Genomic DNA, 16,377 nt, shown 5'->3' with positions numbered 1-16,377 from the left:
CTGGACGATGACAGCAAGTCCGTCAATCGATTTGCGAAGGTCTGTTGGACCCGCTGCTAGATAGACGCGCTCGACAGTGCGACCATTCATCATACCAAGCGCAGCGTCCGGATCACTTGTAATAGAAGTGTCTCATCGTAGCCACTCGTCACCTCGATATCAACTTGATTTATTCTCAAAGAAATTGAGTTTTCTTTTGGTTCTTCGACGACACAGGAGACCCAACTGGTCTCCTCAGTAGATTCTCGATTGATTGGGGACTGTTTTCGTAGCCAATATTTCATATTGTGAAGTGCAATACCACTTGTTTCACACCATTCGACCAGGGACAAACCACTAGCACGATATTCTTCGATCATCGCCAACCAATACGCTTCTTTCTCTTTTCTTTTCAAAGAAAAAACCTCCCAAATTTCATTTGTGGGAGGAGTATCTCATGAATTTTCTTCTATTAGAATGTGTGCACTATTTGACGCTTACGATTCCGGAGCGTGTTTCTGGCGTTCGCAACTCGATTCCATTCGGAGGCGCAACTCGATTACTCTAGATGTGGAGAACGCCACGCTTGAAAAGTTGGGTTCCATTCCCGGGCTGCTTTCCGAAGGCGCGGCGTGAGCCTCCTCGTCGCAGGCTCCTGTGGGGTCTCACGTTCCGACTTGAATCCCACTGGAGTCAGCCCCTGCACTACACTCACTTAATAGTAGATGCAGAAATTTTTGCAAAGCAATCTAAAAAATCTACTGAAGAGCTGAACTAAATCAGCTCTTTTTTTCATGGTAAAAGATAAACCTCTTTCATCGCTTTTTTAGCAAAATGAAATATACCTGTAACATTAAAACTTTTTTTCGATGTTATAATGAACCTGTTGCGCTTAACGAAGTATACAAAATAGGTGGTTAGAAATATGATCCAAATGAAAGATGTCTATAAGAAGTATCCAAATGGTATCGTGGCAGCGAACGGGATTACAGTAGACATTAAACAAGGAGAGTTTGTATATGTAGTTGGACCAAGTGGCGCGGGAAAATCTACATTTATCAAAATGATGTACCGAGAGGAAAAGCCTACAAGTGGTGACATAATTATCAATGGCATCAACTTAGCAAAAATAAAGTCGAAGAAAGTGCCTCTTTTAAGGCGTCAGATTGGCGTCGTCTTCCAAGACTTTAAATTACTCCCTCGTATGAATGTGTATGAAAATGTTGCATTTGCATTAGAAGTAATAGAAGAAAGTCCAAAGGTGATTCGCAAACGAGTTATGGAAGTATTAGACCTCGTTGGACTTAAGCATAAAGCTAGAATGTTTCCTACTGAATTGTCAGGTGGAGAACAGCAACGGATTTCAATTGCGCGCTCCATCGTCAACAGGCCAAAGCTTGTCATTGCCGATGAGCCTACCGGAAACTTAGATCCGGATACATCCTGGGAGATTATGAATATCTTCAAAGAAATTAATTCTCGGGGAACGACCATTATTATGGCTACCCACAACAAAGAAATTGTAAACACACTCAAACACCGTGTCATTGCAGTTGAAGGCGGAATGATTGCCCGAGATGAAGCAGAAGGAGACTACGGGTATGAAATTTAGAACATTCGGCCGTCACGTGAAAGAAAGTTTTCGAAGCATTGCACGAAACGGATGGATGACATTTGCTTCTGTAAGCGCTGTAACCGTTACACTACTCCTAGTAGGTGTGTTCGTCGTTATCATGATGAACTTAAACAAACTAGCAGACGATCTAGAAAATGATGTTGAAATGAAAGTGTTTGTAGAACTTACAGCAGAAGATCAACAGATTACGGAACTAGAACAACAGATAGCTGATACATTAGGTGTTAAAGAAGTGGTTTACTCCACGAAAGAAGACGAGCTTGTAAAGCTTGCACAAGATTTCGGGAATGATCTTCAGTTGTTTGAACAAGACAATCCATTACATGATGTATTTTATGTAAAAGCAGCAACGCCAACCGAAACAGCAGCAGTAGCTACTCGAATTGAACGATTGGATCAAGTCTCACGAGTTGAGTTCGGTAAAGGAAAAATTGAACGATTATTTGCGGTACTAGACGTTAGTCGAAATGTTGGACTTGTATTAATTTTAGGGTTGCTATTTACAGCAATGTTCTTAATCTCGAATACGATCCGCATCACAATTGTTGCACGACGCCGTGATATTGAAATCATGAAATTAGTTGGAGCAACCAACTGGTTCATTCGCATTCCTTTTGTGTTCGAAGGGATGTGGCTAGGAATTATGGGAGCTTTGTTGCCGATGACACTTGTAACAACAGCCTACTACGCAATTTACAATGAGCTTCAACCAAGACTTGCGCAAAGTGAACTGATTACACTCCTTCCACCAATGCCATTTTTACTGCAAGTGAATGGCTTGATTCTTGTCATGGGAATTATGATTGGTATTTGGGGAAGCTTTATGTCTGTTCGTAAGTTTTTAAAAGTATAGAGAAAACGTACCAGTGAAAGAAAGGGGAAAATGAACGCATGTCGACAACGTCACGGAAAGTGAAAATGGCAACATGGCTTACAGCTGCCACCTTACTATTTACAAGTGGAACGGTTTCCGCTGCAAATTTAGATGAACTAAAAGAGCAACAACAAGAATTAGAGCAACAGAAAAATGAATTGAACTCTTCAATTGAACAGAAAAAGGGAGAGATTCAAGAAAAAGCGAGCGAAATTTCAACAATTGAGGACAAAGTCCAAAAGCTAAGTAATGAAATTGTAGAAACAGAAAAAAAGATTGAGGAAGTTCTCGCTGAAATTGAAGTGACACAAAACGAAATTGCAGACCTGCGAGCTTCTATCGTTGAACTTGAAAAGAAAATCGAAGAGCGTGATGCACTTCTGCGCGATCGAATTCGTGCGGTTCAATTGAGTGGGGGATCCGTAAATTACGTGGACGTTCTGCTTGGAGCAAATTCATTTATTGATTTCATCGACCGCTTCTCAGCTGTTAATACATTAATGGAAGCTGACCGACAAATCATTCGTGATCAAGCAGCTGATAAAAAACAACTAGAAGAAGAAAAAGCTTTGGTTGAACAAAAACTACAGCAGCAAGAAGATCAAAAAGCGGAATTGTTAAAACTGAAAGAATCTCTAGACGGTCAAAAAGCGCAAATGAACGATTTGTTAGACCAGCTTGAAGAAGAGCAAAACAAGCTAAAAAATGAGCAACAAGCTATGGAAACAGATTATGAAGAAATTGCGAATTTAAGTGAAGAAACAAAAAATAAAATTGTAGCCGAGCAGCAACGTATTGCAGAAATTGCTCGCCAACAAGCTGAAGAACAACGCCGTAAAGAAGCAGCTGAACGTAAAGCACGCGAAGAAGCTGCAGCACGTAATGCAAATTCAGGTGGTGGATCTAGTAACACAGCACCAGCAGTATCAGCGCCAGCAGTGTCAGCTGGAGCTTGGACGAAACCAGTAAATGGACGCCTTACATCTGGTTATGGATACCGAGTACATCCTATTTATGGCACTGGACGCATGCATTATGGTGTAGACTTTGCCAACAGCATCGGTACACCAGTTGTTTCAGCAGCTGCTGGAGTAGTCAGCTATGCAGCTCCATTTAGCACGTACGGAAATGTTGTAATGGTTACGCATAATATTGATGGCCAAACATTTACATCTTTATACGCTCACTTAGACTCTATTGGTGCATCCGTTGGACAATCTGTAGGAAAAGGTCAACAGATTGGTACTTTAGGGAACACTGGGAACTCAACGGGACCTCACTTGCACTTCGAAATTCATGTTGGTGGCTGGAATGGTATGGCTGCAAACTCAGTGAATCCACTTCGCTATATTCCAATGTGATGAAAAGCAGTTCACTTTACGTGAGCTGCTTTTTTCTTTACGATAAGTGTAGGTAGGAGGAATAGTGTGACTATTACAGATTGGTACATTATCTATTCATTGACGATGCCATCTTCATGGCTTGCTTTTTTCATCTCGATTGTCGCTGTGGCAATAACTCTTTATTTACGTTTTGATAAACAACTGACTAGTATTTTTATAGATGCGTCACTTGCTTTTATACTTGTATGGAAGCTGAGCGTAATTGTTACCGATTTCCAAACAGTACTCAATCAGCCACTAAGCATACTCTACTTTAATGGAGGCTACGTAGGAGTGGGGATGGGGACTATCGCCGCATTATATGTACTTTTTAAAGCGAACTATTTAGAACCAAAAAACTATCGTACATTTCCTTTACTGATGAGTAGTTATTATCTGTTCTTTATGGTGCTACTTAACGAAAATAATCCAGCACTTGAGATTTTTATACTTGCAACTGCACTTAGTGCACTGGTTCTCACATGGATAGGAAATCAAAGATTACTGCTAGGAGTAGCCGTCCTTCTTTTTTTTAGTACATTTTTCCAACCCCTAGGGGTATTTCAGCCGTATACATTTCTGTTAATTGGCGTAGGTATAGGAATAGAAGTCTTTATCCGATTTTCAACTAAAAAGGTGGTAGCAACGTGAAAAAAATCATTGCATTACTAGGGCTTGCTGTTTTGATTGGAATGGCAACTTATTCATTTGCACAAGAAAACGCAGATACAGTAGACTCATTAAATAATGAACAACTAGGGACGGATATGGCTACTAGTCCAAACTCTACATTACAAAAAGGGGATATACCTCCTCAGTTTACGCTACAGACACTTGACGAAAAACAAATCACATTAAGTGAGTTGAAGGGGAAAAAGGTAATTTTAAACTTCTGGGCGACATGGTGCCCACCCTGTAAGGCAGAGATGCCGCACATGCAAAAATTTCATGAACAGTATGGGGATGAAGTCGAAATAGTTGCGGTAAATCTTACTAGTAAAGACAGTGGTATTGATAAAATCGAGCAGTTTGTAAGAGATTACGAATTAACATTTTCTATACCACTAGATGAAACAGGTGATGTTGGCGATGCTTATGAAGCGATTACGATTCCGACCAGTTATATTATTGGAACAGATGGCCGGATACAACATAAAATTGTTGGGCCAATGGATGAAGCAATGATGGAACAGTTGATTAGTTCTACGCCATAAACGAATAATCAGAATCCTCCTCTCGTATAGTACGATGAGGAGGCTTTTTTTGAAACGGTTTCTACTAGTAATCAGTAGTGTAATCCTACTTACTGCTTGTGATGTAACCAATGACCAACCTGCCGTTCGCGATTCACCAACTCTCCTACAAGATGTTCGTGAGCTAATTAAACGTCACAGCCTTTATGATGTTTCAGATAATACAGCTACTTGCTGAAAACAATGATGAAGCAATTCGATTAGCACTTGATTACTTTTCTCAATCTCAATAAAAGTATACTTTTCTTATGGTTGCTTTGCTAAAATAGAAAGTAACCGCTGGGAGGGATACGATGGATCAACAATTAGTCATTGAAATACTGTGGAATATCGGACAATTCTTTGTTCATCCTGTTTTCTACTTAGCACTAGCAGCAGCCGTTGCCGCTGGATACTTCCGTGTGAAACGAGAGAGACGAGATTATCGAACACGATTAAGCCCAGGTTGGACAGAACTGAAAGGGATTTTCTCAGGCGCATGGCTTGGTATTTTAGCATCAGCACTATTATTTGCTGTCGGCGTTCTCTATTATCCTGAGTTTTTACTTCTACTTGCAGTTGTCGCACTTGTTGCACTGGTAAGTTTTCAATTTCAAGTGCTCTCTGCAGCTTACATAATTCCTGTAGCTGTTGTTATTTGGTTTATCATTTATCAACTATCTTATACATTATATGCGGGGCCATTTACGTTTTCTGCCTCAAACTTTTCCGTCGAGCAACTTTGGTCAATTGGTGTATTAGTCGGATTACTTCTAGTGATAGAAGGCATTGTGTTGAAGAAGCAAGGCTTAAAAATCATCTCACCACAAGCGGTACGTACAAAACGTGGTGGTTCAGCTGTGCAATACAAAACAAAACAAATCTGGTTAGTGCCTGTGATTTTTTTAATTCCCGGTGACTGGTTTGGGACTTATCAAACATTTTGGCCGTTAGTCGAATTCGGTGAAACTTCATTTGCACTTGTGGCGTTCCCACTAGTGATTGGCTTTCAACAACTCACAAAATCTAGTTATGTTGCTGAATCTATTCCAAAACGAGCAAAAGAAATTCTGTATCTAGGAATCGGAATAGTCATCCTATCCATTTCGGGAATATTTGTAGCTTGGATTGGTGTGGTTGCACTGGTACTTGCTTTTGTTCTTCGTATGTATTTGGATAGTCGGAGCTATCATGCACAAAACACAGGGTACTACAAGGTAGCTCCAGTAGCTGAAGGCATTCAAATCGCAGGAGTTTTACAAGGGTCTCCAGCTGACAAGATGGGCCTCGAGATTGGAGAACGAATTATGAAAGTGAACGGACAACGTGTATTCAATGAACAACAACTTTATGAAGCAATACAAATTAATGCAGCACATTGCCGTCTTGAAGTTCTCGATCACAATAATGAACTTCGCTTGAAACAACATGTTTTGTTCAGGCATGATCATCATCGACTAGGTTTGATGATAGCAAGGCCGACATCATGAATGATTTAAGCCAAGGTACCCAGTTGTTGTTAGCACTGTTCGTACCTGGACTGTTGGTTGTTTTATTTACGCGCATAACTTTCAATAAGTGGGTAGCACTTGTAATTACGATTGCACTATTCACAGCATCTGTTATTGCAGGTTATACAAGAGAATGGATTCATTACATCGTGGATGCGGCATCTATGACAATCGGATTTTGGTACGCAACTCGTATGATGAAAAAACAAAATTCACAAGACGAAACGACTCTGTCTAAGTGATAGAGTCGTTTTTGTGAACAATGTTTTAGCAGCATCTGAAACGGCAATACTAGTCAAAAGAAGGTGATGCAGTTTATGAACGAATGGGCGAATTTAGAGACATTAGAAGAAATCATGAATACATATAAAACATTTGGACCGCTAATAGGGATTTTGTTACCGATGTTAGAAGCATTTTTGCCTTTCTTGCCATTGGTCGTATTCATAGTAGCAAATGTCACGGCATATGGCTTATTACTTGGTTTTATTTTATCTTGGGTGGGATCTGTTCTTGGTGCCTATATTGTATTTTTGTTTGTGCGTAGGTTCGGTAGAGCTCGTATTTTAAAATTTATTACGCGCCACAAACGGATTTCTCGTTTAATTCACTGGGTGGAGCGAAACGGATTTGGTCCATTGTTTTTGCTTCTTTGTTTTCCTTTTACTCCTTCTGCTATCGTCAATGTCGTGGCAGGTCTATCTAATATTAGAAAATCCACATACTTGACGGCTGTTATTTTAGGGAAATTCATTATGATTTTCATTGTAAGTTTTATTGGGTCAGATATTCGTGCATTAGTTACTGAGCCCGTACGAACTGCAATTGTTGCTGTAGTCATCGTACTTCTATGGGGCGTGGGCAAGTATTTTGAAAAGCGTCTTGATAAAAAAGTGGAAGAGGACTTTCGTGAGATTGCCAAACAGAGAGCAGGTGAACGGGTTCATGAGAACGTGGAAAGATGAGCTCAAAGAGTGGGGTCTTGCACTTATCATAGGTGTGGCGCTCATTGTATTTATACGTTCGTTTGTCGTCACGACGTACCATATCGAAGGGGATTCCATGCTTCCGACACTTCACTCTAAAGATCAAGTGGTGGTCAGTCTTGTAACTCCCATCAATCGAGGAGATCTGGTGATTTTGAAAAATAGGGACGACCAAGAAATCGTTAAGCGAGTTGTGGGTATACCTACTGATACGATTGAATTTAAAAACAACCAACTTCTGATAAATGGAGAGAGACTAGTGGAGTCTTATATTTATGAGCAAGACTATGAAGTTGATGATTTTCAAGTGGAGCTCGACGACCAATCTTATTTTGTACTTGGAGATAACCGGAAGAGGAGCCTTGACAGTCGTGTATTAGGAGTATTTACAAAAGATGATATTGTAGGCGAAGTAAAACTTGTTTACTATCCAGTTTCACATTTATCATGGCTACATTATTAGAACCTTTGTTTCTTTGCTACAATAGAAACAAAGGTTCTTTTTAGGAGGTGCTTGTATGGGACTACGCTTTATTACAGGACGAACAGGTAGTGGCAAGACAACGACAATTATGAATGAGCTTGTTGCTAAGACAAAAACACAATCACTAGGAGACCCACTCTTTTACCTCGTGCCGGATCAGATGTCATTTACTGCAGAATGGCATTTAGCACGACATCTAGGGCAACGAGGATTGATTAGAAGCCAAGTTACAACCTTTAAACGACTGGCATGGCGTGTTTTGCAAGAAACAGGTGGAATCACCCGTGAGGAAGTAAATGGTGTTGGCTACCGCATGCTCATTAGGAGTTTGCTGCGAACACACAAAGACAAGTTCTTGCTTTTTTCACGCGCTGCAAGTAAGCGCGGGTTTACTGATCAAATGGAGACAATGCTAAAAGAAATCAGTAGATATACCATTACGCCTGAAACGTTAAATGCGAGTCTGAAAAGGTTGCAGGAACAAGGTGCGCTCGTTCCACTGCAACAAAAAGCACAAGACTTGATGACAATTACACAAGAGCTTGAAGCGCGTCTGGGAACTGAATACATCGATGGCGAAGGACACCTGCGCCGATTGATTGAACAAATTCCGAAATCATCTTTGATTGCAGAAAGTGAATTTTATATTGATTCATTTACTGCGTTTACACCAATTGAGCTTTCCATAGTAGAGAAGCTCATGTGCCATGCTAAAGAAGTACATATTGCTCTACCTCTGCATGCACGTCACGAAGCGCTAGACGAAGATAGTCTTTTTCATGCACCGGCGACTACCCTTGCGAAGATAGAGAAACTGGCTTTTGAACAAGATGTACCAGTGCATCCAGATCTTCATCTTATTAATCAGCACAGGCTACAAACGAATGGCCTTCGTCATGCAGAAGCGCAGTTTGATCAATTGCGACCTGCTACTAGTTCAGATACAGAAGGAATCACAGTAATTGAAGCTACCAACCCTCGAGTAGAGGTACACGCGGTAGCAGCAAAAATACGTCATTTAGTATTTGAAAAAGGCTATCGCTACAAAGATATTGCCATCGTTCATAGAGATGCACAAACATACGAGCAACTGCTGAAGACCAGTTTGTCTCAAGTAGATATTCCACACTTTAGCAATGAAAAAAGACCGATGCTAGACCATCCGTTGATTGAACTTAGTAAAGCGTTATTTGCAATCCATCAGACCAATTTCTCGTATGAAGCGATGTTCCGCGCCATCAAAACGGGTCTTATAGTACCTAATGATGACACCTGGAGAACGCGTGTTTATCGTTTGGAAAACTTTGTTTTAGAAAGAGGCATCAGAGGAGACAGATGGTGGACGGATAGCTGGTGGCATGTCAAACGTATACGAGGAATGGAGTATTTTAAGTCGCCACAAACTGATGAAGAACGCGCAAGTGAACAAGAATTGAAAGCAACTCGAGACCGGATTCTTGCTGTCGTTCGTCCATTTGCAGAGACTTTAAATTCTTGTACATCTGCACTTGAGTTTGCGAATGCCTTAGTCACCGCCATTCAAACTGCTGCGGTCCCTCAAAAGCTGTCAGTTCTGCAACAACAAGCGGAACAACAATCTTTGCAAGATGAAGCTGTAGAACACCGACAAGTATGGAAAGAATGGACGCATGTTCTCGAACAATTTGAATTGATGTTCCGCCATCAATCCATTACACCAGAAGATGCATCTGCGATTTTAGAGGAAGGCTTTGATCAATTATGCTTTTCTAAAATCCCACCGAGTATCGATCAAGTCATTATTGGTCAAGCAGACACAGCGAGATTTTTAGGAATCAAAGCACTGTTTGTATTAGGGATGAATGATGGAACGTTTCCTAAGAGAATCGATAACGAAGGCTTACTGACTGATGAGGACCGAAACTTTTTAGCATCAACAGGACTCGAACTTGCACCTACTACTAAAGAACAGTTATTAGAAGAAAATTATGTTCTTTATAAAGTACTTACAACAGCCAGCCATCACGTTTCAATCAGCTATGTGCTAGCGGATTCAGAAGGAAAAGCGTTGTTACCTTCTATCTATGTGAAGCGCTTAGCAAGCTTGTTCTCTGAATCACTAACACAAACAATAGCTTTAAAAGATTTTGATGGTGACACGCCTCATCTCATCAACCATCCACGTAGTGCATTAATAGGGTTCGGTTTAAAAAAATATGAACAGCACCAAGGTTTTCCACTTCCAATTTACTGGCAGGGTGTTGAACGTTTTTTGCTTGATGACCCTTATTGGCAATCGGTTGTCGAGCATATTGAAAAACCGCTCGAGCGAAAGCCAGGAACAGAAAAAATTTCACGACAAGCAGCTACTAATTTGTATACTTCAACAATTAAGGGCAGTGTATCACGTGTTGAAACGTATTACAGTTGCCCATTCAAGCAATTTGCAGCGTATGGCCTAGAACTGAAGGGGCGAGATGTTTTTAAATTAGAAGCCCCTGCCATGGGAGACCTTTTCCATGCAGCGTTAAAATGGATATCCGATTATACAACCGAGCACTCGATTGCTTGGAGTGATTTAACACAAAAACAGTCTACAGAACTTGCTAGTAAAGCTATTGCTCATATCGTCCCTTTATTTTTCAATCAATTGCTACTCAGTACGAACCGGTATCAATACATCACGCGTAAGTTGACTCGAATCGTATCTTCTACATTAAATGCAATGCGTCAGCATGCTACGCGGTCGAAGTTTCATCCGGTTGCTATCGAGGTCGGATTTGGACTCGGAGAACAGTTGCCGCCATTGAAATTGCAACTCGCCAACAACTCAACAATGGAATTGCGAGGGCGAATTGATCGGATTGATGCAGCGACGATTCATGACCAAAACTACATTCGCGTCATTGATTACAAATCATCCAAAAAAGGACTTGATTTAAATGAAGTGTATCACGGTCTTTCTTTGCAGATGCTTACGTATTTAGATGTCGCCACTCATTTTTCGTCCGAATGGTTAGACAGCCCTGCACAACCCGGGGGCGTCTTATATTTGCACTTGCATGAACCTACACACCAAACAAAAGAAGAGCTCCCTGAACAAAAAATTGAGGATTTGAAATTAAAATCCTACAAAATGGATGGCCTGTTGACGACAGAATGGGACGTACTCGAAGCGATGGATGATGAACTGAAAGGGCATTCCGATATTGTTCCAGTTCATGTGAAACGAGACGGCTCGTATGGCGTTACATCAAAAGTTGTGCCGCCTGAGGAGTTGAAAAAGACAGGCGAATTTATCCGAAAACGTCATCGGCAAGCAGGAGGAGGAATGCTTGCTGGGGATGCACGCGTACTGCCATATAAATTAAGAGACAAAATGCCATGTCAGTTTTGTGCATATCGCAGCATCTGCCAAATCGATCCTCAAAATCCACAGCAACCTATTCGTAAATTGGTCGTTGAAAAACCAGAGATACTACTCGATAAAATCAAGACAGAGGTGGAACCGACATGATACCTGAAAAACCACAGACGGAAACGTGGACAGATGCCCAGTGGCAAGCCATTTGGCAACACGGTTCCGATACACTCGTCTCTGCTGCTGCAGGATCCGGGAAAACAGCAGTACTTATTCGCCGTTTAATTGAAAAAATCATTCGAAAAAATGACCCAGTGAATGTCGATGAGCTGCTTGTTGTGACATTCACAAATGCAGCAGCTGCAGAAATGCGTCACCGATTAGGAGATGCCCTTGAAAAAGCATTATTAGAAGACCCGGATTCTAAACATTTGCGCAAACAACTGCATTTACTGAATAAAGCATCCATTTCGACACTGCATTCGTTTTGTTTACAAGTGATTCGTCAGCATGGGTACCTCCTCGATATCGATCCAGGATTTCGCTTAGCAAATGAAAATGAAGCAGCACTCCTTCAAGAAGATGCATTAGAAGAAATCATTGAAGAAGCATATGAAATGGACCAAGAGCGAATGTACCGCCTTGCGGATTCATTTTCATCAGACCGCTCAGATCTCGCGCTAGAGCATTTAATTCGACAACTCTATAAATACGCACGTGTTCACCCAAATCCAGATGACTGGTTAAGTCGAGTAACTGCTCAATATGCATTAACAAAAACAACGGCAGTAGATGACCTTCCGTATACGGAACAAGTAAAGAAATCGATTTTGTATCGGGTGCAAACTGCGCTTTCTCAAGTTCAATTAATGGAATCTCTCGCGCGTTCAGGTAGTGGTCTTGATGCACTCGAGCAGACTGCAGCACTCGACCGTCAGCTTCTCTCTGCAGCCGAAGAGTGTGTGACGAGTGGCACTTGGCAAGACTTATATGATTTCTTTTCACACTTCAAATGGCCAACAGCTAAAGCTGTTAGAGGGGACCATGATGAAGACGTCAAACAACAAGCACAAGCCATTCGTAATCAGTACAAGACGCAACTAGTGGACATTAAAGAAGATTATTTTATGCGGCGACCGGAAAGATTACTTGACGAGATTCGCTTCATGCATCCAATTATTGAAACATTGGTCTCACGTGTCAACGAGTTTTCCGCTCGGTACGAAGAGAAAAAAGCAGAGCGTAGCCTATTAGATTTCTCTGACCTCGAGCATAAAGCCTTTGCAATTCTGTCGGACGAGAGGGCACCTTCTGACATTGCACTGAGCTATCGCCGAAAGTTTAAAGAAGTACTTGTAGACGAGTATCAAGATATAAACCTCTTGCAAGAAAGTATCATTCAGCGCGTAAAAAGTGGGGATGATGCAACAGGAAACTTATTTATGGTGGGAGATGTGAAGCAATCTATTTATCGCTTCCGTCTAGCGGAACCTATGCTGTTCCTCGGAAAGTACCAAGACTATAAAACGACAACTCAAAGTGGAGAGGCAATCGATTTAAATGCTAACTTCCGCAGCCGCAAACAAGTACTGAGCGGAATCAACTATATCTTTGAACAAATCATGGGAGAAGATGTTGGAGAAATTGCTTATGATGAAGATGCTTCCCTAAAGCCTGGAGCTCCTTACCCTGACTCTGATGTAGCGATTGACGTCCACATTTTGCAAAAAGATGTAGAAGGTGAGGACCTGTCAAAAGCGCGAGCTGAGGCCGAATGGGTGGCCACGAAAATTCAGACACTTCTCGCATCAGGAGCTGAAGTGACCGACCCTTGGACAGGTAAAACAAGACTTGCCGAATACCGGGATTTTGTTGTATTGATGCGCTCGATGACGTGGACCGGTGACTTTAGTGACGTATTTAAGAAACACCACATTCCTCTTTACGTAGAGATGAAAACAGGGTTTTATGATGCCCTTGAGGTCATCTGGCTGATGGAACTGTTAAAAGTGATTGATAATCCTATGCAAGATATCCCCCTTGTTGCCGTACTCCGTTCTCCTATGATTGGGTTGAACGATGAGGAACTAGCAACACTTCGGACTTTTGATAAAAAATGTTCCTATTATGACTTGATTATGAATCGTCACGCTCTTCAAGGACTGCCACAAGCAACGCGAGAAAAAGTACAGCATTTCGTAGTGCTGCTGAATGCATGGCAAAAGAAAAGCCAATCAGGTCCACTAAGTGATTTGATCTGGTCGATTTATCAAGATGTTTATTTGCTTGAACAAGTGGCAACAATGCCAAACGGAAGTCAGCGTGTATCTAACCTCCATCTGTTCCTTGACCAAGCAGAGCAATTTGAAAAGACATCATACCGCGGTGTTTTTCGATTCCTTCGCTTTATCGAACGAATTCGAAGTCGTGGAGATGATGTGGGAGAGGCAAAGGCGATTAGTGATCGGGAGAATGTAGTTCGAATTATGACAATCCATGCCTCTAAAGGGTTAGAATTCCCATACGTGTTCTTACCTGGAATGGCACGTGGTTTCAACCGAATGGATTTCAATGAAAACTACTTATTCGATCAACACTATGGAATTGCTGTGAAAGCCATCGATCCTGATTTACGAATTGCCTACCATTCCTTGCCGTATAACGCATTAAAAGAAACGAAAGAATTACAGGCAAATGCGGAAGAAATGCGGATTTTGTATGTAGCAATGACACGTGCACGCGAGAAGCTTTTCATGGTATTGACTGTTCCAGATGTTGATGCAGCGGTTGAGAAGTGGGGCACTGCAAGTTACGTCCCTGCCACTGCACCTATCCCTCCATTCATGCGGAGTAATGCCAAGAGTTATTGGGACTGGTTAGGACCAGCTTGGATGCGACTTCCCGAGTTTCAACAGCTCCTCGGTCTCTTACCGAGTGCAATCAAGCCGTTGCCTGGAGTATTTCACTTCGAGCTCGAAATAATGGAAGAAAAAGAAGTTGCGGAATTTGAACAAGTGAAGCAATTTGATCAAATGAGTGTGCAAAATGCGTCTCTACCAAACTTCTATCTGGAACCTTATCCGTTTGAAGTAGCTACAAAAAAAGCGGCAAAACAGACAGTTAGTGAGTTAAAACGAGTGCAGCTCTATGAAGCAAGTAATGAAGACTTTTTTGCAAGTCCACCAAGTGCATTCCAAGAAGAAGAGTGGGAAGTTCCATCGTTTATGGAACGAGGATCTAGTATTTCTGCTACCTCTCGTGGAACGATTTATCATAGTGTTTTTCAACATATTCCGATTTCTCAGAGCGTAAACATTCCAAACTTCTTGAATGAACTTGTACAACGAGAAATCTTGACGGAAGAAGAAAAACAACTTGTACGAGTGAAAGATATTGATGCATTCTTGCAGAGTGAGTTGATGCAAGAGTTGCTGGCTGCCAAACAGTACTACCGAGAGCAACCGTTTACTTATGCCTACCAAGATGACGCGGGAAATCATCAAATCATCCAAGGGGTCATTGACCTGTTCTTCCAAGATAAAAATGACAACTGGCACTTGATTGATTTTAAAACGGATGCGCTAGTTGAACTGAGAAATCAACCAGACAATATCGCACAAGAACTTCGGAATCGTTACTCTGTGCAGATGACGATTTACGGCAATGCTTTAGAAGATATATTAGCAATCAAGCTAGCTTCTAAACGTATATACAGCGTCACATATAGAGAGATAGTCGACATTTAGGAGGAATGAGAATCGTGCAATTTCAACCGGTTACATCTAAAGAAAGATTTCGAGAAATCGATCAGTTACGGGGGTTTTCTTTATTGGGAATCCTCATCGTGAACATGTTATTCTTCCATTCACCCTATATCTATTTCGATCCATTTAACTGGTACACTGTGCCCCAAGATAAAGTGATGTATCAGTGGATTGATATATGGGTACAAGGCAGTTTTTATCCACTCTTTGCGATGTTGTTTGGGTTCGGTCTGGCTCTACAATTTGAGCGAATGCAAGACAAGTTTGTTTCATTCGGTTTAAAACGAATGGGCGTGCTCCTGTTATTTGGAATTCTTCATGTCCTCTTGTTATGGGCTGGGGATATATTAATTACGTATGCAGCAAGTGGTTTTGTTTTGTTATTTATGTTACGGCTGTCTGCAAAATGGTTGTTTGGATTAGCTCTATTGTTTTATATGATTCCGAACATCGCAATCACAGGTCTTTTGTTCTTAGTGACACGTCTTGATGCGAATGCACTAGCAATGTATAACTCGGTGCAAGGGATTGAGGCGTCCATTCTGGCTTATGGTTCAGGAAACTATGCAGAAGCTTTCTCGCAGCGCTTAGCGGACTGGATGTTTATGAATCAAGGTGGATTGTTCTTATTGTGGATGCTCTTTACGATTCTTCCGTTGATGATGCTTGGGTCTGCAGCAGCTAAAGGGAATCTGATAGGCTTTATTCGTGTCAATCCGGTGAGAAGTATCCTAATTGGGGTGAGTATTGCCACAGTAGGTACCGTTACGAAATGGGTGCCGTATTTTACAGAAGGCAATATCTTGACAGCAATGATTCAAGATTCATTTGGAGGACCCATACAAGCGATTGGATACGCATTTCTGTTTTTGGCACTGGCTGCTAAGTTCACATCATTTATAGCTTTCCGACCGTTTGAAACGGCGGGACGCATGTCTCTATCTATCTATATTTTAATGTCAATTCTTGCCACAACATTCTTCTATTCGTATGGGCTTGGTTTCTATGGACAGGTAGACGTAGTAGCAGGTACGTGGATTGCTCTTGGTATCTATGCACTCTGTGTGATTTTTGCAGAACTTTGGTTGTCACGTGCAAAACAAGGGCCGCTGGAGAAAATTTGGCGGACTTTGACGTACCCACGCAACAAATAGATGAAATTTTAGTCGAACTATAATAGACTGTAGTT

The 16,377-nt window shown here is 41.4% G+C and carries 14 protein-coding genes; 13 read left to right on the top strand and 1 reads right to left on the bottom strand.

What is annotated here, in order from left to right; translation table 11 throughout:
* Window positions 1–89: 89 nt before the first annotated feature.
* Window positions 90–395 carry an IS66 family insertion sequence element accessory protein TnpA gene (gene tnpA / locus AB5N96_RS12835; protein ID WP_094944451.1) on the bottom strand — a complete coding sequence of 102 codons (306 nt, stop codon included), beginning with the start codon at window positions 393–395 and terminating at the stop codon, window positions 90–92.
* A gap of 509 nt (window positions 396–904) precedes the next feature.
* Here tnpA and ftsE point away from each other — a divergent pair.
* The 13 genes from ftsE to AB5N96_RS12770 all read left to right on the top strand — a co-directional run bounded on the left by ftsE (window position 905) and on the right by AB5N96_RS12770 (window position 16,342).
* A complete protein-coding gene (ftsE, locus tag AB5N96_RS12830) occupies window positions 905–1,591 on the top strand; it encodes a cell division ATP-binding protein FtsE (protein ID WP_204588855.1) in 687 nt (228 codons plus the stop codon).
* Complete coding sequence (gene ftsX / locus AB5N96_RS12825; RefSeq protein WP_204588856.1) at window positions 1,581–2,468, top strand: permease-like cell division protein FtsX; 888 nt, start codon at window positions 1,581–1,583, stop codon at window positions 2,466–2,468. The genes ftsE and ftsX overlap by 11 nt, the downstream gene beginning before the upstream one ends.
* A gap of 38 nt (window positions 2,469–2,506) precedes the next feature.
* The gene (locus AB5N96_RS12820; RefSeq protein ID WP_499705707.1) at window positions 2,507–3,850 is read left to right on the top strand and encodes a murein hydrolase activator EnvC family protein; all 1,344 of its coding nucleotides are present in this window, start codon (window positions 2,507–2,509) and stop codon (window positions 3,848–3,850) included.
* Window positions 3,851–3,916: 66 nt separating this feature from the next.
* Window positions 3,917–4,522: a hypothetical protein gene (locus AB5N96_RS12815; RefSeq protein ID WP_499705706.1), complete on the top strand. Its 606-nt coding sequence runs from the start codon at window positions 3,917–3,919 to the stop codon at window positions 4,520–4,522.
* Window positions 4,519–5,085, top strand: coding sequence for a TlpA family protein disulfide reductase (locus tag AB5N96_RS12810; protein WP_392456026.1), 567 nt, complete (start codon window positions 4,519–4,521; stop codon window positions 5,083–5,085). Before AB5N96_RS12815 ends, AB5N96_RS12810 begins: the two co-directional genes overlap by 4 nt.
* A 49-nt stretch (window positions 5,086–5,134) precedes the next feature.
* Window positions 5,135–5,302, top strand: coding sequence for a lipoprotein (locus tag AB5N96_RS12805; protein ID WP_499705705.1), 168 nt, complete (start codon window positions 5,135–5,137; stop codon window positions 5,300–5,302).
* 115 nt (window positions 5,303–5,417) lie between these two features.
* Window positions 5,418–6,593, top strand: coding sequence for a PDZ domain-containing protein (locus AB5N96_RS12800; protein WP_499705704.1), 1,176 nt, complete (start codon window positions 5,418–5,420; stop codon window positions 6,591–6,593).
* Window positions 6,590–6,856 (top strand): CsbA family protein, encoded by a 267-nt coding sequence (locus tag AB5N96_RS12795; RefSeq protein WP_204588861.1) that lies wholly within the window; start codon window positions 6,590–6,592, stop codon window positions 6,854–6,856. The genes AB5N96_RS12800 and AB5N96_RS12795 overlap by 4 nt, the downstream gene beginning before the upstream one ends.
* A gap of 75 nt (window positions 6,857–6,931) precedes the next feature.
* Window positions 6,932–7,579, top strand: a complete 648-nt coding sequence (locus AB5N96_RS12790; RefSeq protein WP_392456032.1) for a TVP38/TMEM64 family protein — start codon at window positions 6,932–6,934, stop codon at window positions 7,577–7,579.
* Complete coding sequence (lepB, locus tag AB5N96_RS12785) at window positions 7,560–8,063, top strand: signal peptidase I (RefSeq protein WP_204588863.1); 504 nt, start codon at window positions 7,560–7,562, stop codon at window positions 8,061–8,063. Before AB5N96_RS12790 ends, lepB begins: the two co-directional genes overlap by 20 nt.
* A 55-nt stretch (window positions 8,064–8,118) precedes the next feature.
* Window positions 8,119–11,580: a helicase-exonuclease AddAB subunit AddB gene (gene addB / locus AB5N96_RS12780; RefSeq protein WP_499705703.1), complete on the top strand. Its 3,462-nt coding sequence runs from the start codon at window positions 8,119–8,121 to the stop codon at window positions 11,578–11,580.
* Entirely contained in the window at window positions 11,577–15,170 is a 3,594-nt protein-coding gene (gene addA / locus AB5N96_RS12775; protein ID WP_499705702.1) for a helicase-exonuclease AddAB subunit AddA, read from the top strand. The genes addB and addA overlap by 4 nt, the downstream gene beginning before the upstream one ends.
* Window positions 15,171–15,184: 14 nt before the next feature.
* Entirely contained in the window at window positions 15,185–16,342 is a 1,158-nt protein-coding gene (locus AB5N96_RS12770) for a DUF418 domain-containing protein (protein WP_499705701.1), read from the top strand.
* Window positions 16,343–16,377 lie beyond the last annotated feature (35 nt).

Origin of the sequence: Chryseomicrobium imtechense (assembly GCF_041475995.1) — a bacterium.
Lineage (GTDB): Bacteria > Bacillota > Bacilli > Bacillales_A > Planococcaceae > Chryseomicrobium > Chryseomicrobium aureum.
This window is presented reverse-complemented; position numbering and strand designations above follow the sequence as displayed.